Origin of the sequence: Stappia indica, assembly GCF_009789575.1 — a bacterium.
GTDB classification, from domain to species: domain Bacteria; phylum Pseudomonadota; class Alphaproteobacteria; order Rhizobiales; family Stappiaceae; genus Stappia; species Stappia indica_A.
In genome coordinates this window covers 648,307-673,245 of record NZ_CP046908.1, presented here as the reverse complement: position 1 = coordinate 673,245, position 24,939 = coordinate 648,307, and the positions used below count along the sequence as shown (strand labels likewise).

The window sequence follows — 24,939 nt, the reverse complement described above, 5'->3', positions numbered from 1 at the left end:
CTGTCTGAATTCGAGAATCCGATCAGCCGATGAGGCGGGAGAGGGGTCGATAAAAACCCGGAGTGAGTCCCGCCTCGGAGCGCGCCCTGTCGTTGAACGGCGGTTTCAGCCCGCCCTTGAAGTGGCGCCGCACGAGATCCTGGAACCGGCGTTCGGGATCGCAGCGCTCCTTGTCGCACAGATAGCGGAACCACTTGGCGCCAAAGGCGACGTGGCGTTTTTCGTCGCGGTAGATGATCTCCAGGATCGCCGCGGTCTCCGGATCGCCGCGCTGGCGCGCCTTCTCGATCATCGGCGGGGTGATGTCGAGGCCGCGCGCCTCGAGCACCAATGGGATGACGGCAAGGCGGCCGGCGAGGTCGTCACCCGTGCTTTCGGCCGCCTCCCACAGCCCGTGATGGGCGGGCAGGGCGCCGTAATGCGAATCGAGCTCTTCCAGCCGCCGGCGCAGCAGCGAGAAATGCTTGGCCTCCTCCAGCCCGACGCGCACCCAATCGTCGAAGAAGGAGCGGGGCAGCGGGCGGTCGGCGAAGCGACCGACCATGTCCCAGGTCAGGTCGACGGCGTTCAGCTCGATATGGGCGAGGGAGTGCAGCAGGGCGATGCGGCCCGAGGTGCCGCCGACGGCGCGCTTGGGCATGTCGCGCGGCGGCAGCAGGACGGGAGCGTCCGGCCGGCCGGGCTGGTCGGGCATGCGCTCGCTGCCCGTGCGCCGGCGCAGCGAAAGCGTGCGGCCGAACCAGGCGCGGGCGGTGGCGTGGGCCACGTTGGTCTTTTCATCGAGCGAGCGGGAGGCGACGACGCGCCGGGCGCCGCAGGCGAGCGAGGCGGGGGTGTACTCGGCCGCCTCGGCCTTGCTCGGCGAGACGCGGGGCAGGGAGGAGCTGCGGGTCGGCGTGCCGCTGTCCGGCGAGCCATTGTCTGGGGAAACGTTGTCCGGGGGAACGTTGTCTGGGGGAACTTGCATCTGATCTCCGCAGGCGCCGGGAGCGGCGCCGGGCCGGCCCGGCGCCTGCGGCGCTGACCCGGCTTACTTGCCGGCGGCGCGGACGGCCTCCAGCACGGCTTCCGCGTGGCCAGGCACCTTGACCTTGTGCCACGTCTCGACGATCTTGCCGGCCTCGTCAATGAGGAAGGTCGAGCGCTCCACGCCCATGTACTTCTTGCCGTACATGGATTTCTCGACCCACACGCCCCAGGCGGTAGCCACGGCCGAATCCGGGTCGGCGGCAAGGATCACCGACAGATCGTGCTTGGCCTTGAACTTGTCGTGCTTGGCCGCCGTGTCCGGCGAGATGCCGACGATGACGGCGCCCGCCGCCTCGAACTCCGAGGCCAGCGCGGTGAAGGCGATCGCCTCCTTGGTGCAGCCCGGCGTGTCGTCCTTGGGATAGAAGTAGAGCACCACCTTGCGCCCGCGCAGATCGGACAGGCGCAGCGTGTCGCCGCCGTCCCGCTCGAGCTCGAAATCGGGGGCGGTGCTTCCGGCTGAGATTTCCGACATTCTGCCTTCCTTTGGTCATCTGGAGAGTAAAAGGTGCGGTCTTCCGCGACTGTAACCGATACGCATCGCATGCAGGCGCGGATCCCCCTTGCGCCATACTATGATCGTCGCGAATCGCGAATGATCACACTGCCATGCCCAGAGGACCGGGACACTGCTGAAACGCCTCATACATCGTGACAGGCCGTTGCGAGACGTGCTGCATCGCAAGCCCAGGCGGCGGCTGCGCACCTATGTGTTGGCGGTTCTCGGCGTCCTGTTGCTGGCGATGGTCGGCGGCCTGGTCGTTACCTTCGGCGGCGGGCCGGTTTCCGTGCCCTATCTGGCGCGGATGATCGCCGAGCGTGCCTCGATCCCCGGAACGAAGCTGCAAGTCGGGGCGGTGACGGTGGACCTGTCCGAAGGCCTGCCGCCCAGGGTGGAGCTGCACGACCTTGCGATCGAGGTCGATGCCGACAGCGACCTGTCGCTGCATGTGCCCCGTGTCTCCGCCCCGCTCGATGCCGGTGCGCTGGTGACCGGCGACCTGCATCCTGCCGAAATCCGCCTGGAACACGCCAGGCTCAGAATCGCGCGCGCCGCGCGTTCGGCATCGTCCAGCGAGATCCCCGACATGGCCGTGGTCGCCGAGGCGGCCGACCGCACCGCCCGGCTCGCGGTGGCGCAACTGGCGCGGCGCGGCATCGCCCGCATCGAGCTGGTTTCGGCGGAGATCGTGCTGGAGGGCGAGAAGACCTACCGCATGCGCGGCATCGACGCGGAGCTGACGAGGGCGGCCGACGGAACGCTGCAGGTCGATGCGGAGATTGCCGGCCGGCTGGGCCAGTGGAAGGCCAAGGCGAGCCGCTCCACCGACGCGGAGACCGGCGAAAGCCTGATGCGCGTCGATGTCTATGACGTCTCCCTGGGCGAGTTCGTGCCCATCGACGCCTCCGTGGGCGCGGGCAAGGGGCTCGGCATTCCGGTGCGCGGGCGCCTCGACGTGACGGTGGACGCTGAGGGCAATTTCGGCACCACGCGGGCCGGCGTCATCGTCTCGCCGGGCTGGATCAACAGCGGCCGCACCGTGATCGGCTTCGACACGATCGACGTCCAGCTCTACTGGGAGGCGGGAACGCCGGGCTTTCGCATCGTTCCGTCCAAATACCAGAGGGGCAACACCTTCCTTCCCTTCGAAGGCATCGTCGAGCCGCCGCGCGAATGGCAGGAGGCGTGGTCCTTCCGTGTCCTGTCGCGCGATGCCCGTATCAGTCCCTCCGACGTTCCAGGGCCGCCTTTCGCCATGGAGACCTTCCTGGCGGAGGGGCGCGCCAACCTGGACACCCAGGAAATCCATTTCGACAAGCTGGTGCTGCGTTCCGGCACGGCGGACATGGACGGGGCCGGCTCGCTGCGCATCGGCGAGGACGGCCCCTACATGGCGCTGGCGGTCGAGAGCGCCGCGATGTCGGTCGCCACGCTGAAGCGGCTTTGGCCCATCACGATGATCCCGCCGGCGCGTGCCTGGGTGATCGAGCATGTCGTCGACGGGCGGATCGAGGGCGGGCGGGCAACCGTGTCGCTGCGCCCGCCGGCCTTCGACGTGGAGGACGAGGCACCGGGCTGGTCCGGCGACGACGTGCAGGTCGACATCGCATTCTCCGATATCAGCCTCAGCACGGTCGGCACCGTGCCGGTGGCGCAGGACCTGTCCGGCCGTATCCAGGTTGCCGACGAGGTGCTGACGATCACCTCGCCGGGCGGCGTCATGGTGTCGCGGCCGGGCGAGCAGATCGCCATCAGCGACACCGTGTTCCAGGTGCCGGACATTCGCGAGAGCGGCGACAAGACCGGCGTCCTGAAACTGACCGCCAAGGGTCCCGCCAAGTCGTTGGCGACGCTTCTGGATGCGGAGCCCTTCACGGTGCTGACGCGCAACGACCTCGCGCCCGACGATGTGGCGGGCTCCGGCGAGATGACGCTCAACGCTACCTTCGCGCTGGTGAAGGACGTGCGGGTCGACAATGTCGACTGGGATCTCGCCGGATCGCTCAAGGGCTTTTCCAATGCCCGTCCGATCCGCGGCCACAAGCTGAGCAGCGCCGACCTCACCTTTGCGGTGGACGAGGGAAGCCTGTCGCTGAAGGGGCGCGGCCGTCTCGACGGGCTGCCGGCCAATCTCGATCTGGTCGTGCCGTTCGACAATGCCAATGGCGAGGCCGTCGTCGCCCGGCAGGGCGTGGTGATCGAGGTCACGGCGGAGCAGCTCGCCGACCGCGGCATCGACATTCGCGGCTTCGTCAACGGCCCGCTGAAACTGTCGACCGAGGAGACGGATGCCGGTCAGTCCTACGAGGTGGACCTGACGCGGGCTTCCATCGAGCTGGCCGAGGTGGGCTGGAGCAAGAGCCCCGGCGTTGCCGCACGCGCCGTGTTCCGCATGAAGGAGGCGGACGGCCGCCGCGAGATCCGTGGCTTCCGCCTCACCTCCGAAGGGGTGGAAATCGAGGGCGGCATCACGCTGACCTCGTCCGGCGATCTGGAGCGGGCCGAGTTTTCGCGGTTCGCCTTGCGGGCGAGCGACGATGCCAGTCTGCGCCTGTCCAAGCGTGGCCGGCAGATCACCGTCGACCTGCAGGCAACGCGGCTCGACGCGCGCGGTCTGATCGCCAGCATGAGCGCGACCAGCAAGGGCGGGGCGGCGGACAAGACCGCGCTCAAGATCACCGCCGAGGTCGGCCAGCTGATCGGCTTCAACGGCGTGACCTTGTCCGGCGTGTCGCTTGCCATGTCGAAGTCCGGCGGCGAGTTGCGCGCCCTAGACGTGTCCGGCTCGTCCGGCGGCAAGTCGGTTTTCTTCGCGAAGCTGACGGGAGAGGGCGCGGGGCGTGAACTGGCCGGCACCTTCCAGGATACCGGGGCGATCCTGCGCTTTGCCAATCTCTATGACCGCATGCGCGGCGGTGTCGGTCTGCTGTCGATCGCCATGCCGACGGCGACCGACTGGACGGGCCGCTTCAAGATCAAGCGGCTGGCGATCACCGAGGACCCGGCGATCCGCGAGCTTGCGCGCAGCCCCGGCGTGCTGGAAGCGCGCGATCCGCGCCGGCAGCAGCTGATGGCGGCGGCCGAACGGGGCGGCGAAGCGACGTTCAGCGCGCTGGACCTGGAGTTCCGCCGCAATGGCGATCTGCTGACGATCACCGACGGCACGCTGGCCGGCCCGACCATCGGCGGCACGGTGTCGGGTAATGTCAATCTGGCGGCGCGGTCTCTCGACATGACCGGCACGTTCGTGCCGGTCTTCGCGCTCAACAACCTGTTCGCCAAGATCCCGATTCTGGGCTTTGCGCTCGGCGGCGGCTCCGACGAGGGCCTGATCGGCGTCACCTACCGGCTGACCGGCTCGCTCGCCGAACCGGTGCTGACCGTGAACCCGGCCTCCGCCATGGCGCCGGGCATTTTCCGGAAGATCTTCGAATACCGCTGAGGGGCCGACGGGCCTCCCAGAAAGACAAAACCCCGGGCGCGAGCGCCCGGGGTTTTGCAGTCGTATCGGTCGTGTCGAAGGCCGGCGTGAAGCTCAGACGGCCTTCAGCAGCACATGCTTCTTCTTGCCGAGCGAGAGCTTGATGACGCCCTCGTCGACCAGGTCGGACGCGCCGAGCACGCGCTTCTCGTCCTGGGCGACCACGTCGTTGACGCGAAGGCCGCCGCCCTTGACCTGTCGGCGCGCCTCGCCGTTGGAGGCGCACAGGCCCGCCGCGACGAAGGCGGCCAGCAGGCCGAGACCGGCGTCGAGCTCGCCGCGGGCGATCTCCACCGTCGGCAGGCCCTCGGCCAGCGCGCCTTCCTCGAAGGCCCGGCGGGCGGTTTCCGCTGCCTCCTCGGCAGCCTTGCGGCCGTGAAGGATGGCGGTGACCTCGGTCGCGAGTACCTTCTTCGCCTCGTTGATCTCCGAGCCGCCAAGGGCGGCAAGGCGGGCGATCTCGTCCAGCGGCAGCACCGTGAACAGCTTCAGGAAGCGCTCGACGTCGCCGTCCTCGGTGTTGCGCCAGTACTGCCAGAAGTCATAGACCGACAGCAGGTCGGCATCGAGCCAGACCGCGCCAGAGGCCGTCTTGCCCATCTTGGCGCCCGACGAGGTGGTCAGCAGCGGCGAGGTCAGCGCATAGAGCTGCTGGGTGCCCATGCGGTGGCCGAGATCGATGCCGTTGACGATGTTGCCCCACTGGTCGGAGCCGCCCATCTGCAGCCGGCAGTCGTAGCGCCGGGCCAGTTCGACGAAGTCGTAGGCCTGCAGGATCATGTAGTTGAATTCGAGGAAGGACAGCGACTGCTCGCGGTCGAGTCGGGTTTTCACGCTGTCGAAGGACAGCATCCGGTTGACCGAGAAGTGGCGGCCGACGTCGCGCAGGAACTCGAGGTAGTTGAGCGGGCGCAGCCAGTCCGCGTTGTTGATCATCAGGCCGCCGCCGAGCGGGCCCTTGTCGTAGTCGATGTAGTTGGAGAAAGCGCGCTTGATCGAGGCGATATTGTCCTCGATCATTTCCACGGTCATCAGCTTGCGGGCCTCCTCCTTGAAGGAAGGGTCGCCGACCATGCCGGTGCCGCCGCCCATCAGCGAGATCGGCCGGTGGCCGGTCGCCTGGAACCAGTGCAGCATCATGATCTGCATCAGATGACCGACATGCAGGCTGGATGCCGTCGGATCATAGCCGATATAGGCGGTGACCGTCTGAGTCCGCAGGAGATCGTCGAGCCCGGTCTCATCCGACATCTGGTGGATGAAGCCACGCTCGCTAAGGGTCCTCAGGAAATCCGACTTGAATCCGGTCATCTTGCCAATCTGCATCTTGTGGTGACATGAAACGCGCCCTGAAAGGGCCCGCATTTCTTAGCCGAACTCGTTGCCGAGATCACGGAGAAATCAGGTCGCCGGCAGCTGCCATGCAAAAAGCGCAAGCGCGCGGGATCGCGCAACCGCGAACAAAAAAACGGCCGGACAAGCCGGCCGCTGTGAAGTTTTGCGGGTCGAGGCCGGGCGAGGGTTGGGTCGCGCCGACATCACGACTCTGGTAGCAGGTGCGGATGACGCGGCAGTGACAAGGGGGCGGGCCTCCCAAAGCAAAAAGGCCCCGCAAGCGGGGCCTTTTCAATTCGGTGCGCGTGGAAAGCGGCTCAGAGAGCCTCTTCCTCGTCAGCCTCGGCGTCGGCCTCAACGGCGTCGTCGCCTTCGCCTTCGCCCTCGGCATCCTCGTCCTCGTCCTCTTCGAACTCGAACGTGTCCTGCTCGCGGCCGGTGAGGTCCTCACCGCGCGCCTGGCGCTCGGCCTCGTCGGCGGAGCGGGCGACGTTGAGCGTCACCGACACCTCGACTTCCGGGTGAAGGACGACGGCAACCTCGTGCAGGCCGATGGTCTTGATCGGACGGTCGAGGCGAACCTGCGAACGAGCCGAGGAGAAACCGCCTTCGGTCATCACGTCGGCGATGTCGCGCGTCGACACGGAACCGTAGAGCTGGCCGGTCTCGCCAGCCTGGCGGATGACCGTGAAGGTCTGGCCGTCGAGCGTCTTGGCGACCGACTCGGCCTCCGACTTGCGCTCCAGGTTGCGAGCCTCAAGCTGCGCGCGCTCGCTTTCGAAGCGCTGCAGGTTGGACTTGGTGGCACGCAGCGCCTTGCCCTGCGGCAGCAGGTAGTTGCGCGCGAAGCCATCGCGCACGCGCACCACTTCGCCCATCTGGCCGAGCTTGGCGACGCGCTCGAGAAGAATGATCTGCATTGTCGTGATCCTTTTCGTCTGTCCCGCGTCTTGCGCGGTTAGGGACGGCCGGCGAGCCGGCCTGTCCCAGCCGATTGGAAAGCCGTGATCTTATTTGATCACGAAGGGCAGCAGGCCGAGGAAACGGGCGCGCTTGATGGCACGCGCGAGCTCGCGCTGCTTCTTGGCGGACACCGCGGTGATGCGGCTCGGCACGATCTTGCCACGCTCGGAGATGTAGCGCTGCAGGAGGCGGATGTCCTTGTAGTCGATCTTCGGCGCGTTGGCGCCGGAGAACGGGCAGGTCTTCCGACGGCGGAAGAAGGGGCGGCGCGTCGGCAGCTGTGCGATATCGACCATTGCGTTAGCTCCTTATTCTTCGTCGAAGCGGCGTCCGCCGCGGTCGCCACGATCACCGCGATCGCCACGGTCACCACGATCGCCGCGGTCACGGCCACCACGATCACCACGGTCGCCGCGATCACCACGACCACCACGACGGTCGTCGCGGTCACGCTTCTGCATCATCGCGGACTGCTCTTCCTCGTGCTCCTCGACGCGCAGCGTCATGAAGCGGAGGATGTCCTCGTTGATGCGCATCTGGCGCTCCATCTCGGCCACGGCGGCCGGGGAGGCGTCCAGGTTCATCAGCGTGTAATGAGCCTTGCGGTTCTTGTTGATGCGGTAGGCCAGCGTGCGCAGACCCCAGCTCTCGACCTTGCCGACGTTGCCGCCGTTGGTGGAGATCAGGGCCTTGTACTGCTCGACCATCTGCTCGACCTGCTGGGCCGAGACGTCCTGGCGAGCCAGGAACACATGCTCGTAAAGCGGCATGAGGGTGCCTTTCTTTCCGTTTCAGTTCCCGGAACCCGGCGCTAAGCCTCTTCGAGCCTTCAAGAAAGGCGGATCGAAGCAACTTCGAAGGCGGAGACACGGGAAGACGGACGACACTTTGCCGACCTGCCCGCCTGTTGCCTGCCTCTCTCCATTCGAAGAGAAGCCGGCACGCAGCGGGCCTTCCGTTCAGCCCCCGGCCAGAGTTCCGAACGAAGCGTGGCTTATACACCAGTTGCGCGGCTTCGCAAGGCGGAGCGGAGGGATTGCGCGTGTTTTTTCCATGCTCCACCTTGACAGTATGTGCCTGGGACGTCTCTTTGCGGCACATTTCGAGACAAGACGGACGGGCAGACGCGAATCCGGCCGCGCAAGGGATGTTGGAGCCAGCGCCAATGAGTATCGCATTCACGTTTCCGGGACAGGGCAGCCAGGCTGTCGGCATGGGCAAGGACCTGGCCGACGCTTTCGCCGAGGCCCGGGCGGTGTTCGATGAAGTGGACGAGGCGCTGGGGCAGAAGCTCAGCGACATCATGTGGAACGGCACGCCCGAGGAGCTGACGCTGACGGCCAATGCCCAGCCGGCGCTGATGGCGGTGAGCCTCGCGGCCATGCGCGCGGCCGAAGCGCGGGGCCTCGACCTTGCCTCCAGCGTTGCCTATGTGGCCGGTCATTCGCTGGGCGAATATTCGGCGCTGGCCGCCGCCGGCACGCTGTCGATCGGCGATGCGGCGCGGCTGCTGCGGATTCGCGGCACGGCGATGCAGCAGGCGGTGCCGGTGGGCGAGGGGGCGATGGCCGCCCTTCTCGGCCTCGACTTCGCCGAGGCCGCCGCGGTCGCTGCGGAAGCCGCCCAGGGCGAGGTCTGCCAGGCCGCCAACGACAATGCGCCGGGCCAGGTGGTGGTCTCCGGCCACAAGGCTGCCGTCGAGCGGGCCATCGAGATCGCCAAGGGTCGGGGCGCCCGCCGCGCGGTGCTGCTGCCGGTGAGCGCGCCGTTCCACTGTGCGCTGATGCAGCCTGCCGCCGAGGCCATGGCCGCCGCGTTCGAGACCGTGACGTTCAATGCCCCGGCCGTGCCGCTGGTCGCCAATGTGCTCGCCGGCCCGACCAGCGACCCGGACGAGATTCGCCGCCGGCTGGTGGAGCAGGTGACCGGTACGGTGCGCTGGCGCGAATCCATCGAGTGGATGGCCTCGGCCGGCGTCGACACCGCCTTCGAGATCGGCACCGGCAAGGTGCTGACCGGCATGGTAAAGCGCATTGCCAAGGACATGACCGGCGTCGCGGTCAATTCGCCCGACGACATCGCGGCCCTGCTGGAGCGGCTGGCCTGAACCCAAGGCGCGCATCGCAAGACAAGGATCAAAGACCCATGTTCGACCTGACTTCCAAGACCGCGCTCGTGACGGGCGCAACCGGCGGCATCGGCGAGGCGATCGCCCGCGCGCTGCACGCCCGCGGCGCCACCGTCGCGCTGTCCGGCACCCGCGCCGAGAAGCTGGAGGCGCTGGCCGCCGATCTCGGCGAGCGCGTGCATGTGCTGCCGGCCAACCTGTCCGACCGGGCGGCGGTCGATGCGCTCGTGCCGGCCGCCGAGGCGGCGATGGGCCAGCTCGACATTCTGGTCAACAATGCCGGCATCACCCGCGACAACCTCTTCATGCGCATGAAGGACGAGGAGTGGGACGACGTCATCGAGGTCAACCTGACGGCGGGCTTCCGGCTGTGCCGCGCTGCCGTCAAGGGCATGATGCGCCGCCGCTACGGCCGCATCATCAACATCGCTTCGGTGGTCGGGGTCACCGGAAATCCGGGCCAGGGCAACTATGCAGCGGCCAAGGCCGGCCTCATCGGCATGGCCAAGTCGCTTGCGCGCGAGGTCGCCTCGCGCAACATTACGGTGAACACGATCGCGCCCGGCTTCATCGAAACCCCGATGACCGACGCGCTCAACGACAAGCAGAAGGAATCGATCCTCACCACCGTGCCGGCGGGTCGCCTTGGGAAGGCCGACGAAATCGCTGCGGCGGCGCTCTACCTCGCCAGCGAGGAAGCCGCCTACGTGACCGGCGAGACGCTGCACGTCAATGGCGGTATGGCCATGATTTGACTTGGCAAACCCGGCCGCTTCCGGCCCCGTGGAACAGGCGTTCCGCAGGGCCGTGCGGCGGCTGGTCAAGCCCTATAAAGTGTGTTAGGAACCCGCCGGCCAGCGAACCCGTTCACGAATGATCGGCGCTCGGGCGCGGCCAGTCCGGCCGGCCATGGTCGCCGGATCGGACATGGTGCGGGCTGGATCCCATTCGCCTCGTTCCGGTGCCGAGCTCCGGAGATCGGGTACGAGGTGCGGCGCTGAGCGCTGAACTAGCGAAAACCGTTGGAAGCAACTGAGGAATTCTGAAATGAGCGACATCGCGGATCGGGTAAAGAAGATCGTTATCGAGCACCTCGGCGTCGATGCCGAAAAGGTCACCATGGAGGCGAGCTTCATCGACGATCTGGGCGCCGACAGCCTCGACACCGTTGAGCTGGTCATGGCTTTCGAGGAAGAGTTCGGCGTGGAAATCCCGGACGATGCCGCCGAGACGATCCTGACCGTCGGCGACGCCGTGAAGTTCCTGGAAAAGAACGCCGGCTGATTCAGTTTTCCGCATCGGGCGGGCTTCGTGTCCGCCCGACGCGCCAGATACAGGTTCATGATGAGGCGAGTAGTCGTTACCGGCCTTGGCATGGTCACGCCCCTGGCGTGCGGTGTCGAGGAGAGCTGGTCCAGAATTCTCGAGGGCAGGAGCGGAGCCTCCCGCATCAGCCATTTTGAGGTCGACGATCTCGCCTGTCAGATCGCTTGCCAGATTCCCCGCGGAGACGGGTCGAACGGAACATTCAATCCGGACGACTGGATGGATCCCAAGGAACAGCGCAAGGTCGACGAGTTCATCATTTTCGGCATGGCTGCCGCCGAGCAGGCGATCCGTGACAGCGGCTGGTCCGCGAAGTCGGCGGAAGACCAGAATCGCGCAGGCGTCCTGATCGGCTCCGGTATCGGTGGCCTGCAGGGAATAGAGGCCACGGCCCATGTCATGCGCGAAAAGGGTCCCCGGCGCATTTCTCCCTTCTTCATTCCCGGCCGGCTGATCAACCTGGCCAGCGGCTACGTGTCGATCCGCCACGGTCTCAAGGGGCCGAACCATGCGGTCGTCACGGCCTGTTCTACCGGCGCCCATGCCATCGGCGACGCGGCGCGGCTGATCGCGCTCGACGACGCCGACATGATGGTGGCGGGCGGTGCCGAATCGCCGGTCTGCCGTCTGTCGCTCGCCGGCTTTGCCGCCGCGCGCGCCCTGTCGACCGGCTTCAACGACCGTGCCGAGGCAGCCTCGCGCCCCTATGACAAGGACCGCGACGGTTTCGTCATGGGCGAGGGCGCAGGTGTCGTCGTGCTCGAGGAATACGAGCACGCCAAGGCCCGCGGCGCGAAGATCTACGGCGAAGTCGTCGGCTACGGCCTGTCGGGCGATGCCTATCACATCACCGCTCCGGCGGCCGATGGTGACGGTGCCTATCGCTGCATGCAGGCGGCGCTGAAGCGCGCCGGCCTTGTCCCGGCCGACATCGACTATATCAACGCACATGGCACCTCGACGCCGCTCGGCGACGAGATCGAGCTTGGCGCGATCCAGCGTCTTGCCGGCGACAGTGCCGCGCAGCTGACCATGTCCTCGACCAAGTCGTCGACCGGTCACCTGCTCGGAGCCGCCGGTGCCATCGAGGCGATCTTCTCGCTGCTGGCGATCCGCGACAGCATCGTGCCGCCGACGATCAATCTCGAAAATCCGTCCGTCGAGACCGAGATCGATCTGGTTCCGAAGGCGGCAAAGCGCATGAACGTGGATACGGCGCTGTCGAATTCCTTCGGTTTCGGCGGCACCAATGCCTCGCTCGTTTTCCGCAAGGTCGCGGCCTGACAGGACTTCCTGCGCCGGTGGCGAGCGGGTTTTCCCCTCGCGGCCGGCGAAGCCGATCCCCAGTTGCGCCGGGCGGATCTATCCTTCCCGGTTTGGCCATAATTTCGGGCCAAGTGGCATGTCCATTGCCTCGATCAAAAGGACCGGACAGGACAGATGACCGAGACGCCAGGCCGAGAGACCGATAGTGCTTCCTCCGAGAGTGCTCCCAAGGACGAGGGCGCTCCGTTCCGCCCCCATCCCAAGAGCCCGCGCGAAGCGATCCAGCCGGAGCAGGCCCCGCCGCCGCCGCTGCGCTCGCGCCATGTCCGCAATCCTCTCGTCATCGTCGTCAATGCGCTGCTATCGCTGGCGGTGCTCGTGGTGATCGGCACCGGCGCGATGCTCTACTGGGGCAAGGCCGAGTTCGATGCGCCGGGCCCGCTCGCGGCGGAAAAGACGGTGGTCATTCCCTCGGGCTCCGGGCTGCGGATGATTGCCGACACGCTGGAGAACCAGGGTGTCATCGAGGATTCCAACGTGTTCTGGGCCGGCGTGCAGGCCTACAAGAATGCCGCCCGGCTGAAGGCGGGCGAATATGCGTTCGCCCCCGGCGTCTCGATGCGCCAGGTGATGGACGACCTCGTCAGCGGCAAGGCTGTCTATCACACGGTGACCGTGCCGGAGGGGTGGACGAGCGCGCAGATCGTCGCCCGGGTACGCGAGCATCCGGTGCTGACCGGCGAGTTGGACGAGATCCCGCCGGAAGGGTCGCTGCTGCCCGAGACCTATACGTTCACGCGCGGCACCACCCGGGCGCAGATCATCCAGCAGATGAAGGATGCGCAGACCAAGGCGCTTGCCGACATCTGGAACCGACGTACCGAAGGGCTGCCGGTGGAAACGCCGGAGGAACTGGTGGTGCTGGCCTCCATCGTCGAGAAGGAGACCGCGCGGGCCGACGAGCGGCCGCGCGTGGCTGGCGTCTTCGTCAACCGCCTGCGCCAGGGCATGCGCCTTCAGTCGGATCCGACGATCCTCTACGGGCTTTACGGCGGCGAGGCCTGGCTGCAGGACCGTTCGGCGATCACCCGCTCGCAGCTCGATGCCCGCAACCCCTACAATACCTACCAGATCGACCGGCTGCCGCCGGGCCCGATCGGCAATCCGGGGCGCGCGGCCATGGAGTCCGTCGCCAATCCCTCGCGCACGAAGGACTTCTATTTCGTGGCCGACGGTACCGGCGGACACGTCTTCGCCGAGACCTACGAGCAGCATCAGCGCAATGTCGCGCGCTGGCGTCAGGTGGAGCGCGAGCGTCGTGAGCGCGAGGAACAGGGTACGCAGGGCGGAGCCGCCAACGGGGGCAGCGGCGGCTAAGTCGCGCGCTCTGATTGTTGCGTGATTCCAGACCTGTGGGGGCAGTTTCGCAGATGACACTTTCGCTTTGCAGCATGACCGGCTTTGGCCGTGCCGACGGTTCCCTCGGGGCTGCGCGGTGGACGTGGGAGCTGCGCTCGGTCAATGGCAAGGGGCTGGACCTGCGCATGCGCCTGCCTGGCGGGCTGGAAGCGCTGGAAGTCTTCTGCCGCGAAGCGGCCGGGCGCCATCTCACCCGCGGCAACGTCACCATCGGGCTCAGCTTTCAGCGCAGCCAGGGCGAGGCGGTGCCGCAGATCAACGAGGCGGCGCTCGATGCGTTGCTGTCGGCATTGGATGCCGTGCGCCAGCGTCTGCCGGATGCGGCGCCCGTTGCCCTCGACGGCATTCTGTCGCAGCGCGGCGTCATCGAATGGAAGGAGCCGGAGGAAGATCCGGCGGAGCGCGAAGCGCTGGTCGAGGCGCTGAAGGCGTCGCTGGAAGGCGCCTTGGGGGAACTTGCCCGCATGCGCCGCAATGAAGGCGCGGCCATTGCCACGGTCCTGCGCGGCCAACTGGCGACGATCGCCGAGTTGACGGGCCAGGCGGAAGCGGCGCCCTGCCGGGCACCCGAGGCGATCCGGGCACGGCTCGCAGCGCAGGTCGAGGCGCTCCTCGGCAGCAGCGCGGCGCTCGATCCGGTGCGGCTGCACCAGGAGGCGGCGCTGCTCGCCACCAAGGCGGACATTCGCGAGGAGCTGGACCGGCTGGTGGCCCATGTGCATGCGGCCCGCGAGCTGCTGGATGCGGGCGGCCCGGTCGGCCGGCGTCTCGATTTTCTCGCGCAGGAGTTCAACCGCGAGGCCAACACGCTCTGCTCCAAGTCGAACGGCACGGAGCTGACCGCCATCGGGCTGGAGCTCAAGACGGTCATCGACCAGATGCGCGAGCAGATCCAGAACCTTGAATAACAGAACCAACGGGGCAGGGGCATGACGACAGCGACCGGCGGAACGGTTGTGACATCGAGCGAGGCGGCAGCGCGTCGGCGCGGACTGATGCTGGTGCTGTCCTCGCCGTCGGGCGCGGGCAAGTCGACCATCGCACGGCAGCTTCTCGACCGGGAAAAGCACAGCCTGGAGCTTTCCGTATCCGTCACCACGCGGCCGCGCCGGTCGAGCGAGATCGACGGCGTGCACTACCACTTCATCTCGCGCGAGCGCTTCGAGCAGATGCGCGATCGCGGCGAGCTGCTGGAATGGGCCGAGGTGCACGGCAATTATTATGGCACGCCGCGCGATCCGGTGGAGGAGGCGCTGGCTGGCGGCCGCGACGTCCTGTTCGACATCGATATCCAGGGCACGTTCCAGCTCTACGAGAAGATGCGCGGCGACGTGGTGTCGGTGTTCATCCTGCCGCCGTCCATCGCCGAGATGAAGTCCCGCCTGCACCGCCGGGCAGAGGATGAGGAGGACGTCATCCAGCGCCGCCTGAAGACGGCGGTCGGCGAGATGAAGCACTGGCAGGACTATGACTATGTGATCGTCAACGACGACCTGCAGACCGCATTCGGCGGTGCGCTGTCGATCCTGCGCGCCGAGCGGCTACGCCGCGAGCGCAGCCCGGCCATCGGCCCGTTCATCGAAGGCATGGTCGAGGACCTGAGGCGCGAGACCGGCGAGGCCTGAGGGCCGGCGCCGGCACGAGCCGCATGGAGCAAAGGCGCCCCATTGGGGCGCCTTTTTTCATATCCGCAGTGCTAAAGGGGAGAGTGTCAGCCGGCGGCGAAGGCGTTGGCCAGCTTGACGAACTCGGCGATGTCGAGCTGCTCGGCACGCATGGTCGGCTCGATGCCGACGGCAGCGATGCGTGCCTCCGCGTCTGCGGCAAGCGGCTTGAGGCTGGCGCGCAGCATCTTGCGGCGCTGGCCGAAGGCTGCGGCGGTGAGGCGCTCCAGCGCCTTCAGGTCGCAGTCGAGAGGCGCCTTGCGCGGTGTCAGGTGGACGATGGCCGAGGTGACTTTCGGTGGCGGCGTGAAGGCTTTCGGCCCGACCTCGAAGGCGAGCGTTGCGTGGCAGCGCCAGCCGGCCAGCACGCCGAGGCGGCCATAGGCCTTGCTGCCGGGCTCGGCGACGATGCGCTCGGCCACTTCCTTCTGGAACATCAGCGTCAGCGACTGCCAGAGCGGCGGCCAGCTCGCACTGGTGATCCAGTCGACCAGCAACTGGGTTCCGACATTATAGGGCAGGTTGGCGACGATCTTCAGTGAGCCGCCATCGGCGATCCGCTCCAGATCGATGGTCAGCGCGTCTGCCTCCAGCACCTCCAGCCGTCCGGGATAGCGGGCGGCGATCTCGGCAAGCGCCGGCAGGCACCGGGCATCCTTCTCGACTGCCACCACACGTCTTGCGCCCGCGACCAGCAGAGCGCGGGTGAGGCCGCCGGGACCTGGCCCGACCTCGAGCACCGTGCACTCGCTCAGGTCCCCGGCGGTGCGGGCGACCTTGAGCGTCAGGTTCAGGTCGAGCAGAAAGTTCTGTCCCAGCGACTTGCGGGCCAGCAGCTCATGGGTGCGGATGACATCGCGCAGCGGCGGCAGGTCGTCGATCTGGCTCATTCGATGAGGCCCGGGTCCGCCAGTACGGCGGCGAGCCTGATGGCGGCGGCGAAGCTGTCCGGGCGGGCGCTGCCGGTGCCGGCAATGCCGAGGGCCGTGCCGTGGTCCGGCGAGGTGCGCACGAAGGGCAGCCCGAGCGTTGCGTTGACCGCGTCGTGGAAAGCCAGCGTCTTGGCCGGGATCAGCGCCTGGTCGTGATACATGGCCAGGGCGCAGTCATAGCCGGCGCGGGCTTCGGCATGGAACATCGTGTCGGCGGGCAGGGGGCCCTGGACATCGATGCCCATGGAGCGCAGCTCCGCCACGGCCGGGGCGATGATCTCGTCGTCCTCGTAACCGAGCGCCCCGCCTTCGCCCGCATGCGGGTTGAGGCCGGCGACGGCGATGCGCGGCGCCTTGATGCGGAACCGGCGCACCAGTTCCTGATGCACGATCCGCCCGACATCGACGATCAGGCCGGTGGTCAGCATCTTCGGCACATTGTGCAGCGGGATGTGGACCGTGACCGGCACGACGAGCAGGTCGGGGCCGGCCAGCAGCATCACCGGGGTCGCGTCCTGCGCACCCGCGCGCCGCGCCAACTCGCCGAGATACTCGGTATGGCCGGGATGGGTGAAGCCGGCGTCGTAGAGCGCCTTCTTCTGGATGGGGTTGGTGACGAGACCGGCAGCGAGGCCTGCCTGCGTGTCGGCAACGGCGCGGTCGATCGAGGCGATGACGGCTGCTGCCGTCGCCGGATCGGCAATGCCGGGACGATCAGGCACGCTCATGCCGAGCGGCACGACGGGCAGGTGCTCGTTCCAGGCCTCCAGCGCTTCGCCCGGGGCAACCTCGGCAATCGCCACGTCAAGCCCGAGCAGGGCCGCGCGGGAGGCGAGAAAGGCCGGATCGGCCAGCAGGTAGAACGGCGGCAGCTCACGCCTTATCCGTTCGTTCCACGCAAGAAGGGCGACATCGGGACCGATACCGCCGGGGTCACCCATGGTGACGGCGAGAGGCTTGAAACTGGCGCGCATGCGGACCGGTCGGCTCAGCGGTAGTCGATGATGGCGCGGCTGCGCAGCTCGCGCATGTAGCGGCGGCTCATCTGCTCGCCTTCCTTGTTGCGCAGCTCGTCCTCGACCTCCATCCGCGCGGCGGCGTTGCTGGCGATCTCGCGCTTGTCGCAGACCGCGTAGACTTCCAGGCCCTTGGAGCTGTCCTGGGCGGTGGTCACCTTGCCGACAGCCGTCTTGTCCAGCGCTTCCTTGAGCGGGGCCGGCACCTCGGTTTCAAGACGGGTGACCATCGGCATCACCACCACTTCGCGGAACTCGCTGGCGAGCGTCTGGGCCTCGTTGCAGGACGAGAAGCGCGAGCGGAAGTTCTCGACATCGCGGCGGCGCTGGTTCTTGCCGCTGGCACCGGTCTTTGCCGGCACGACGAAGATGATCGGCTGGATCCGATATTCCATGCTGGTGTCGCTGCTCTTGTCCTCCTGCTTGCGCAGGGCGGCGATCACGTCGGATTCGGAAATGCGCACCTCGGACTGGAAGCGCGCGCGCAGCAGCTGGCTCCAGGCGATCTCGGCCTGGATGCGCTGGCGCATGGTCTCTGCCTTCACGCCCGACTGGGCGAGCGCCTGGGTGAGGCGTGCCGGCGTCAGCTTCACGCGGCTGGCGAGCGTCGCGTAGGCCTCGTCGACATCCGCCTTGGTGATGCGTATGCCGGCTCGTTCGGCTTCCTGCATCTTCAGAACTTCTTCGATCAGCTCTTCCGTCGCCTGCTTGGCGCCGCCACGGCTGCCGGTCAGGCGCAGGAGGCTGGATCTCTGATTGATGTCATAGGTGGTGATCGGCTTGTTGTTCACGATCACCTTGATGGCGGTCTGCGCGGCGAGCGGTCCGCCGGAAACGGTGGCGGCGATCAGAATCGCCAAGCCCGCGAGCATCCAGCGCTTTGCAGTCATTCATTCCCCCTGTCGTCGCGTCCACTTTCGTCGCGTCCAGTGTCGCCGCTACTCGTTTCGCCGGTTCCGGACGGCCAAGGCCCGGTCGCAGAACGGTCTTCTCTGAAGGCGCGTGCACCTGCCTTCAGCCAATTTTCCCGGCGATGCTATCCTGCGAACTGCTGTGACACCAGAAAACGGCCAAAATCCGTCGGAAGCAGCTGTCTCGCCGAGGGTCTTGCGAGATCGCCAGCGAAACGGGCCTGTCATCGCGTGCGATCCGCTCCGTGCGGCATGCCCGGCGCGGACATCTGGTCCCTAGTTGTTTCCGGTGGTCGAGAACTGCGTGTCGCCGAGCGTGCGCAGGCCGAACCGGAAGAAGAACAGCCGGTCTGTCGTCTGGCCATTGTTGCGGCTGCGGTCTTCGGAATAGGCGAAGGATACCGAGAAACCCTCGTCGTCATAGCCGACGCCGAAGCTGTCGCGAACCATGTTGCGGCGCTCGAGGTCGAAGCGTACGGAGCCGAACATCCGCCAGTTCTCCTGCAGCCGCAGGCTGGCCGAGCCGATGAGCTCCTCGCGCGGCGTGGCGATGCCGAGGTTGGGCTGCGGCGACAGATAGGCATAGGCAAGGTTGCCAGTGACCGGACCGTAGATGCCTGTTGCCTCGACCTGTGCGCGGCGGACGGAGAAGTTCTTGTGATCGAAGCGGGCCTGCGCGCCCATCCGGAAGCCTTGCCGGCTGTCGAAATAGAGGCTGCCGACATAGTCGCTGTAGTTGGTGGCAAGACCCGAGCTGGTGGTGGCGCCGAGGATGTCGGCCTGCTTGAACGAGTTGGTGCCGCCGAGATGGAACGACCGACCGAACAGGGCGCTGACATGATAGCCCTGATCGAAGTTCAGGCTGTATTTCAGGCCGACATTGGTTCGGGTGCCACCCTCGCTGCGGTCGAAGCCGGAGAACTTGTCGTATTCGAACAGCGTTGTGGAATCGAAGACGATGCTCTGCGCGTCCTCGTTCGGCAGCTCGCCGATGCGCGTCTCGTTCGGACGGACGATGACCTGGGCCACCGGCTCGATGATCTGGTGGCCGCCCTGGAATGTGCCGATGAACGGGAAGCGGTAGTCGAGGCCGACGGCCGGCATGATGCGGCCGACGAAGCTCTCGTCGGTCATCGAGGCGACGTTCCTGTCCTGCGAGGCGAGGAAGTACAGATCGCCCTTCACATAGGCGAAGGGCGTGAACACCTGGCCGAAGGAATCGATCAGCGTGGAGCGCCACTCGGCCTCCAGGCTGGCGCGGGTGAACGTGCCTTCGACACCGCGGAAGCGGGTGAGGCCGCCGATCTGGATCGCATCGGTCTGGTCGCGGGTCAGGCTGGTGAGATTGCCCGTCAAGGCCAGCTCGCCGCCGGCAATCGGGTTCTCGAAAATGTAGTTCCAGTCGAGCACCGGATGGACGAAGGGCTGCTTGTCCTGCAGGCGGCTGCCGACAGGAATGAAGCCGGGGGCATCGAGCGTGGCCAGAGCGGTATAGTCTTCCTGCGAGATGCGGAAGGCGTAGGCGCGCAGGTCGAACCTGTTCCGCTCGCTCTGTCCCGTCAGGTAGATCTTCGACACGTCGCTGGCATTGCCGAGCGGGGCGAACTTGTAGTCGCGCAGGAACGAGCGGTCGGTGCGCCAGGACAGGTCCCAGCCCCACTTCCAGCGCTGATTGATGTCGAACTCGCCCTCCGAGGCGATCACGCCGCGAAAGTCGCGGTTGCCGCTCGAGGTGGTGTACTCGTCCGGACGCGCCTGGAAGATGCCGGCAGCGTGGATCGAATAGGCACCGTCCATCAGCCGCTGGCGCCAGTCGAACTGTCCGAGCACGCCCTGCTTGCTCAGCGGCGTTGCGGAAATCAGCAGGTCGCGCGACGGGTCGATGGCGAAATAGTAGGGGATGCGCATGCCCGCACCCACCCGGTCGCCATAGACGAAATTGGGAATCAGCAGGCCCGACTTCCGCTTGACGCTCGGGTCCGGCATCGACAGATACGGCAGGTAGACGAGCGAGCGGCCGAAGAACTCGAAGGAGGCCTTCTCGAACTCGATCGTCTTTTCCTGCTGGTCATGGACGATGGTCTGCGCGCGGATGCGCCAGAGCGGCGGCTTGTCCGGCGGGTTCTTCGCGCTGGTGTAGACCGTGTAGAGGCCGTTGTCGAAGCTCGTGCGGTTGCCGTTTTCGCGGCGCGCTCCGTCGGCGATGAAGCGGGTGCGCTGCGGCGTGTCGAGCTGCAGCGCCGTGGCGAAGCCGTCGCGCAGATCGTCAGACAGTTCCATCGAGGCCGCGCGCAGGACATTGCCGTTCGGCTCGGTCAGGCGAACATTGCCGTTAGCGCGCAGACGGTTGTTGCGACGGTCGAAATCGACGCGGTCCGCTTCCACCGTGTTGCCGCCATAATAGATCTGCACATTTCCGATGGCCGAGATGATGTCCCGGTCGAAATCATAGCGCAGTTCCGTCGCCTCGAGCAGGAGCGGCTCGGCCGGGTCGACTTGCGATCCCAGCGAATCGAGGGCGTTGTCCTGGGCAAGGGCGGGACGGGGAGCGAGCGCTGCGGCGCTCAGCAGTGCGAGCGCGGCACCGGACAGCAGCGTGCCGGCGAGCAAGGACGCACGAATCGCGCGCGCACGCGGGGATGCGCCCACCCGATCAGCGCGGGACGGGCGGTTCTGCCGATCGGCCATGCCTGATGAAACGGCCGAAACCATCAGCCGTCCTCCAGGTGCAGGAGGATCGTGATCCCCATCAAGACTCCAAACACTCCAGGTGCCCACGCGGCGATGAAAGGAGGCACGATTCCCGCACCGCCCAGGTCCTTGCCGAGCTCCGACAGAACGTAAAGCACGAACCCGGCGAGGATTCCACCCAGAATCAGGCGGCCGATACCCCCCATCCTCGAAACCCTCAGGGAAACACAGGCGGCAATCAGCACCATCGCGGCCAAAAGTGCGGGTCTTGCCAGAAGTGTCTGATATTGAAGCGAATAACGATACGCGGGCAAACCGGCTCTCTGTGACAATTCGATCACACGCGGAAGGTCCCAGAATCCGATGGATTCGGGTGCCGCGATGCTCTCGCGCACCTCCGTCGGGGTGAGGTATGTGGAGACGTTATAGCTCTCATGGGTCTGCGGATCGCCCTGGGTCGAGTAGACCGTGGCCTCCGACAGGCGCCAGGTCTTCTCGCCGAGCGTCGCCTCGCTCGCCTCGATCCGCTCCACGAAACTGCCTTTGCGGTCGAAGGTGAACATAGTCACCCCGAGCAGCCGTTCTCCGGAGTTGAGGATCTGCTTGGCGTGCAGGACCGATTCCCCGTCCTGGCCGTCCTGGCGCAGCCAGATGTCGCCCGTGGTCTGCAGCAGGAAGTTCTGCTCGCGGCCGAAGAGACCGGAGGCGAGTTCGTCCGACTGCGTGCGAAGGGTGACGGCGAGGGGATTGTAGAGCAGCACCGCGCCGATGCCGATGGCAATGCCGACGATGAGCGCGGGGGCGGTGAACTGCCAGACCGACACACCGGCCGCGCGCGCCACGACGAGCTCCAGCTTGCGGCTGAGGCCGAGAAACGCGGCAATCGCGCCGAAGAGCACGGCGAAGGGCAGGACCTGTTCCATCAGCTGCGGCACGCGCAGCAGCGAGATCGCGCCGATGCGGGCAAGGCTTGCCCCGTCCTGATCGCTCGCCCGGCGCAGAAGCTCGAGCGCGTCGAAGATGAAGATCAGCACGGCGGCCAGCAGGAAGAGGCCGAGAATCGAGGCCACGAAGCGCAGCGCGAAATAGACGGCGAGCGTATGGCCGGAGCGGAGCGAGGCGAGCATCAGGCGGGCCCGCCCTGCTGGTGGCCCTGCAGCCGGGCGACAATGCCCTCGATCCGCTCGCCGATCCGCTCGCTGAGGGCGGCAAGAGCGTTGATCCAGCGCGGCTTGCGGCCGATGGCGACCATCCAGCCGACCAGCACGATGGTGGCCAGCGGCAGCAGGTAGAGCGCAAAGCGCGCGACGGGCAGGCCCGGCACCAGCGTCAGGATGCCGAAGCCCGCCGTGCGCAGCAGGATGGCAAGGACGAGGGCGGTCAGGGTCGCCGCATGGCGGTTCTGGCGGGTGGTCTTGGGCTCGCCGGCGAACAGGAAGACGATGAGCGCGAAGGCTATGGGGTAGAGCGGCTGGCTCAGCCGGTCATGCAGCTCTGCGGTCAGGCGGTTGCGGTTCTCGGTCGCGTAGACGTCGTCCGGGTCGGGGGCGAGCAGGGCCAGTGTGGAGCGTTCGCTGGCCTTGTAGGTGGCGACGGTGTCGGTCGGAACCATGCTCGACAGGTCGAAGGCATAGGATTGGAAGCGGACGATTGAGAGGCTGCCCGTGGCGCGGGTACGGCGCTGGATCGTGCCGTCCTGCATCACCAGCAGGGTGCGGTCGGCGGCCTCGACGATCTGCCCGCGCGCCGCCTCATAGGTGAAGACGATGTCCTCGGCGCGCTCGTCGTGCATCAACAGGCCTTCGAGCTGGCCGTCGCCGCCGCGGTTGCGGATGTGGAAGGTCAGCCCGTCCTCGATGCCGATGAAGCGGCCTGGGCGGACGATGTTGGCGACCAGATCGACACGCACCTGGGTGATCTCGTCGCGCAGCGAGGCAAGACCGGCGGGAGCGAAGAGCAGCGACAGCGAGGCGCAGAACAGGCTGATGACGGCGGCGAAGACGAGAATCGGCCGCAGCAGCACGGAGCGCGAGGCGCCGGACGCATTGATGACGATGAGCTCGCTGTCGTTCGACAGGGTGTTGAGCACCACCAGCATGGCGATCAGCAGCGCGAAGGGGGCGATGGCGAGCGCCAGAAACGGCATGGCCAGCATGGTCATGCCGATGAACTGGACGATGGTCTGGCCCTTGGCGGTGACCAGGTCGAGCTGACGCAGGGCCTGCGTCGCCCAGACGACGCCGGCCAGTGCCGTGAGCGTCACCAGGAAGACGGCGGCAAGGCGCCGGAAAACATACCGCTCGAAGGTCGTCATCAGGTCCGTGTTCGGTCAGCCCACCGGGCTTGCGCCAGAAAATCGTCGGCTGCCAGAGAGCCTTCGGGGGCGGGGCGGCAGGTCCGGCCCGCGTCGTCGTCGGCCGGCCGGGCGCCGGTCGCATCCGATTAGGCCGCAGTTTAGGTAAATACTCCGAGAAGAAAAAGGGTTAACCGGAGATTAACTGGACCGGCAAGGCGGCAAGGGCGCTTGCCGAGCGGGAAAACAGGCACCATTCTAGACGGATCAGGATATTCCGGGCGGGTACGCCCGTCTGGCTGACACGGCGCGCAGCGAATCTGCGGCTGTCGCAAGTCTGGCAAACCGCCCTGGATCTCCTCCAATCCTGCCAGAGATGAGGTTCCCCTTGCTCCCCAAGATCTCCTTCGCAAAACCCGACGCTCCGCACAAGGGCGTCGCCGTCATCCTCGTCGACGACAAGCTGGCAACCGGCGCTACCGCGGCCGGCCTTGGCGAAGGGGCGCTGGACCTGATCCGTCGCGCGGCAGAGACCGCCGGCTTTTCCGGCAAGTCGAAGACGGTGCTCGATCTTCTCGCGCCGGCGGGCCTTGGCGTCGACCGGCTGCTGGTTGTCGGCCTCGGCAAGGCCGATGAGGTTGCCGGGCTCGGCGACAACGACTGGGCGGCGCTCGGCGGCACCGTGATGGGCAAGCTCGGGAAGGCCAAGTCGGCCGATGTGCTGCTGGAGACGCCGGCAGGCGCGGTGGATGCCGGCCACGCAGCGGCCTTCGCGATGGGCATGAAGCTGCGCGCCTATGTCTTCGACCGCTACAAGAGCCGCAAGGGCGACGACGAGGAGGCGACCGGTTCGGTCAAGGTGTCGCTGCTGCTCGAAGATGCCAAGGCGGCGAAGAAGGCCTGGGCCGACGCCGATGCGGTGAGCGACGGCACGCTGCTCGCCCGGGACCTCGTCAACGAACCGGCCAACGTGCTGACCACCGTTGAATTCGCCAACCGCGCCAGCGAGCTCTCCAAGCTCGGCGTCGAGATCGAGATCCTCGACGAGAAGGCGATGAAGAAGCTCAAGATGAACGCGCTGCTCGGCGTGGCACAGGGCTCGGAGAGCCCGCCGCGCCTGGTGATCATGCGCTGGAACGGCGGCAAGAAGGACGCGGCCCCGCTCGCCTTCATCGGCAAGGGCGTGGTCTTCGACACCGGCGGCATCTCGATCAAGCCGGCGGCCTCGATGGAGGACATGAAGGGCGACATGGGCGGGGCGGCGGCCGTCACCGGCCTGATGCACGCGCTGGCGGCCCGCAAGGCCAAGGTCAACGTCATCGGCGTCATCGGCCTCGTGGAGAACATGCCGGACGGCAAGGCGCAGCGGCCGGGCGATATCGTCACGGCCATGTCGGGCGCGACCATCGAGATCATCAACACCGATGCGGAAGGCCGTCTCGTTCTGGCGGATGCGCTCTGGTACACGCAGGACCGGTTCAAGCCGGCCTTCATGATCAACCTGGCAACGCTGACCGGTGCGATCATCATCGCGCTCGGCAGCCATCATGCCGGCATCTTCTCCAACGACGACGAACTGGCCGCGCGTCTTGCCGAGGCCGGCCTTGCCACGGACGAGAAGGTCTGGCGCCTGCCGCTGTCGAAGGACTACGACAAGCTGATCGACACGCCGAACGCCGACATGAAGAACACCGGCGGCCGCTCGGCGGGTTCGATCACGGCCGCCCAATTCCTCCAGCGCTTCGTCAACGATGTGCCGTGGGTGCATATCGACGTTGCCGGCACCGCCATGGGCAGCCCGAAGACCGATCTCAGCAAGGGCTGGGCTTCCGGCTTCGGCGTGCGGCTGCTCGACCGCCTCGTGCGCGACCACTACGAGGGCTGATGCATACCGGCCGAGGCTGCGGAGGGATCCGTAGCCTCGCCGTCGTATCCAGGTCCGCGAACAACAAAAAACCCGCCTGGTGGCGGGTTATTTCGTTC

The 24,939-nt window shown here is 66.8% G+C and carries 21 protein-coding genes; 9 read left to right on the top strand and 12 right to left on the bottom strand.

Annotation, left to right across the window (positions count from 1 at the left end):
* Positions 1-22: 22 nt before the first annotated feature.
* Both GH266_RS03085 and GH266_RS03080 read right to left on the bottom strand, forming a co-directional pair.
* Positions 23-967, bottom strand: a complete 945-nt coding sequence (locus GH266_RS03085) for a ferritin-like domain-containing protein (RefSeq protein ID WP_158192581.1) — start codon at positions 965-967, stop codon at positions 23-25.
* Between the two features lie 63 nt (positions 968-1,030).
* Positions 1,031-1,504 (bottom strand): peroxiredoxin, encoded by a 474-nt coding sequence (locus GH266_RS03080; RefSeq protein WP_158192580.1) that lies wholly within the window; start codon positions 1,502-1,504, stop codon positions 1,031-1,033.
* Positions 1,505-1,700: 196 nt separating this feature from the next.
* On the opposite strand from GH266_RS03080, the gene GH266_RS03075 reads away from it, so the two are divergent.
* On the top strand, positions 1,701-4,973 hold the full coding sequence (locus GH266_RS03075; protein ID WP_158192579.1) for an AsmA-like C-terminal domain-containing protein: 3,273 nt from the start codon (positions 1,701-1,703) through the stop codon (positions 4,971-4,973).
* A 93-nt stretch (positions 4,974-5,066) separates the two neighbouring features.
* Here the strand turns inward: GH266_RS03075 and tyrS are convergent, their stop codons facing one another.
* From tyrS to rpsF, 4 genes are all read right to left on the bottom strand, one after another.
* A complete protein-coding gene (tyrS, locus tag GH266_RS03070; RefSeq protein ID WP_158192578.1) occupies positions 5,067-6,323 on the bottom strand; it encodes a tyrosine--tRNA ligase in 1,257 nt (418 codons plus the stop codon).
* Positions 6,324-6,664: 341 nt separating this feature from the next.
* Positions 6,665-7,267: a 50S ribosomal protein L9 gene (rplI, locus tag GH266_RS03065; protein ID WP_158192577.1), complete on the bottom strand. Its 603-nt coding sequence runs from the start codon at positions 7,265-7,267 to the stop codon at positions 6,665-6,667.
* A gap of 90 nt (positions 7,268-7,357) precedes the next feature.
* Positions 7,358-7,606 (bottom strand): 30S ribosomal protein S18, encoded by a 249-nt coding sequence (gene rpsR, locus GH266_RS03060; RefSeq protein ID WP_029057383.1) that lies wholly within the window; start codon positions 7,604-7,606, stop codon positions 7,358-7,360.
* A gap of 12 nt (positions 7,607-7,618) precedes the next feature.
* On the bottom strand, positions 7,619-8,080 hold the full coding sequence (gene rpsF / locus GH266_RS03055; RefSeq protein WP_158192576.1) for a 30S ribosomal protein S6: 462 nt from the start codon (positions 8,078-8,080) through the stop codon (positions 7,619-7,621).
* Between the two features lie 395 nt (positions 8,081-8,475).
* On the opposite strand from rpsF, the gene fabD reads away from it, so the two are divergent.
* The 7 genes from fabD to gmk all read left to right on the top strand — a co-directional run bounded on the left by fabD (position 8,476) and on the right by gmk (position 15,074).
* Complete coding sequence (gene fabD / locus GH266_RS03050) at positions 8,476-9,417, top strand: ACP S-malonyltransferase (protein WP_158192575.1); 942 nt, start codon at positions 8,476-8,478, stop codon at positions 9,415-9,417.
* Between the two features lie 38 nt (positions 9,418-9,455).
* Positions 9,456-10,193, top strand: coding sequence for a 3-oxoacyl-[acyl-carrier-protein] reductase (gene fabG, locus GH266_RS03045; RefSeq protein ID WP_067215795.1), 738 nt, complete (start codon positions 9,456-9,458; stop codon positions 10,191-10,193).
* Positions 10,194-10,485: 292 nt separating this feature from the next.
* Positions 10,486-10,722, top strand: a complete 237-nt coding sequence (locus tag GH266_RS03040; RefSeq protein WP_120267673.1) for an acyl carrier protein — start codon at positions 10,486-10,488, stop codon at positions 10,720-10,722.
* A 60-nt stretch (positions 10,723-10,782) separates the two neighbouring features.
* Entirely contained in the window at positions 10,783-12,048 is a 1,266-nt protein-coding gene (gene fabF, locus GH266_RS03035) for a beta-ketoacyl-ACP synthase II (protein ID WP_158196022.1), read from the top strand.
* A gap of 156 nt (positions 12,049-12,204) precedes the next feature.
* Complete coding sequence (gene mltG / locus GH266_RS03030) at positions 12,205-13,407, top strand: endolytic transglycosylase MltG (protein ID WP_158192574.1); 1,203 nt, start codon at positions 12,205-12,207, stop codon at positions 13,405-13,407.
* A 53-nt stretch (positions 13,408-13,460) separates the two neighbouring features.
* Positions 13,461-14,357, top strand: a complete 897-nt coding sequence (locus tag GH266_RS03025; protein ID WP_209001531.1) for a YicC/YloC family endoribonuclease — start codon at positions 13,461-13,463, stop codon at positions 14,355-14,357.
* 21 nt (positions 14,358-14,378) lie between these two features.
* On the top strand, positions 14,379-15,074 hold the full coding sequence (gene gmk / locus GH266_RS03020) for a guanylate kinase (protein WP_158192573.1): 696 nt from the start codon (positions 14,379-14,381) through the stop codon (positions 15,072-15,074).
* An 86-nt stretch (positions 15,075-15,160) separates the two neighbouring features.
* Here gmk and rsmA read toward each other — a convergent pair whose 3' ends face one another.
* The 6 genes from rsmA to lptF all read right to left on the bottom strand — a co-directional run bounded on the left by rsmA (position 15,161) and on the right by lptF (position 22,977).
* Positions 15,161-16,003, bottom strand: coding sequence for a 16S rRNA (adenine(1518)-N(6)/adenine(1519)-N(6))-dimethyltransferase RsmA (gene rsmA, locus GH266_RS03015; protein ID WP_158192572.1), 843 nt, complete (start codon positions 16,001-16,003; stop codon positions 15,161-15,163).
* Positions 16,000-17,019, bottom strand: coding sequence for a 4-hydroxythreonine-4-phosphate dehydrogenase PdxA (pdxA, locus tag GH266_RS03010; protein ID WP_158192571.1), 1,020 nt, complete (start codon positions 17,017-17,019; stop codon positions 16,000-16,002). Before pdxA ends, rsmA begins: the two co-directional genes overlap by 4 nt.
* Before the next feature lie 14 nt (positions 17,020-17,033).
* The gene (locus GH266_RS03005; RefSeq protein ID WP_209001530.1) at positions 17,034-17,921 is read right to left on the bottom strand and encodes a SurA N-terminal domain-containing protein; all 888 of its coding nucleotides are present in this window, start codon (positions 17,919-17,921) and stop codon (positions 17,034-17,036) included.
* 327 nt (positions 17,922-18,248) lie between these two features.
* Complete coding sequence (locus GH266_RS03000) at positions 18,249-20,582, bottom strand: LPS-assembly protein LptD (protein WP_209001529.1); 2,334 nt, start codon at positions 20,580-20,582, stop codon at positions 18,249-18,251.
* Positions 20,583-20,683: 101 nt separating this feature from the next.
* Positions 20,684-21,790 (bottom strand): LPS export ABC transporter permease LptG, encoded by a 1,107-nt coding sequence (gene lptG, locus GH266_RS02995; RefSeq protein ID WP_158192570.1) that lies wholly within the window; start codon positions 21,788-21,790, stop codon positions 20,684-20,686.
* Positions 21,790-22,977 (bottom strand): LPS export ABC transporter permease LptF, encoded by a 1,188-nt coding sequence (gene lptF, locus GH266_RS02990; RefSeq protein WP_158192569.1) that lies wholly within the window; start codon positions 22,975-22,977, stop codon positions 21,790-21,792. The genes lptG and lptF overlap by 1 nt, the downstream gene beginning before the upstream one ends.
* A gap of 355 nt (positions 22,978-23,332) precedes the next feature.
* Here lptF and GH266_RS02985 point away from each other — a divergent pair, with 355 nt between their 5' ends.
* On the top strand, positions 23,333-24,841 hold the full coding sequence (locus tag GH266_RS02985; RefSeq protein WP_158192568.1) for a leucyl aminopeptidase: 1,509 nt from the start codon (positions 23,333-23,335) through the stop codon (positions 24,839-24,841).
* Positions 24,842-24,939 lie beyond the last annotated feature (98 nt).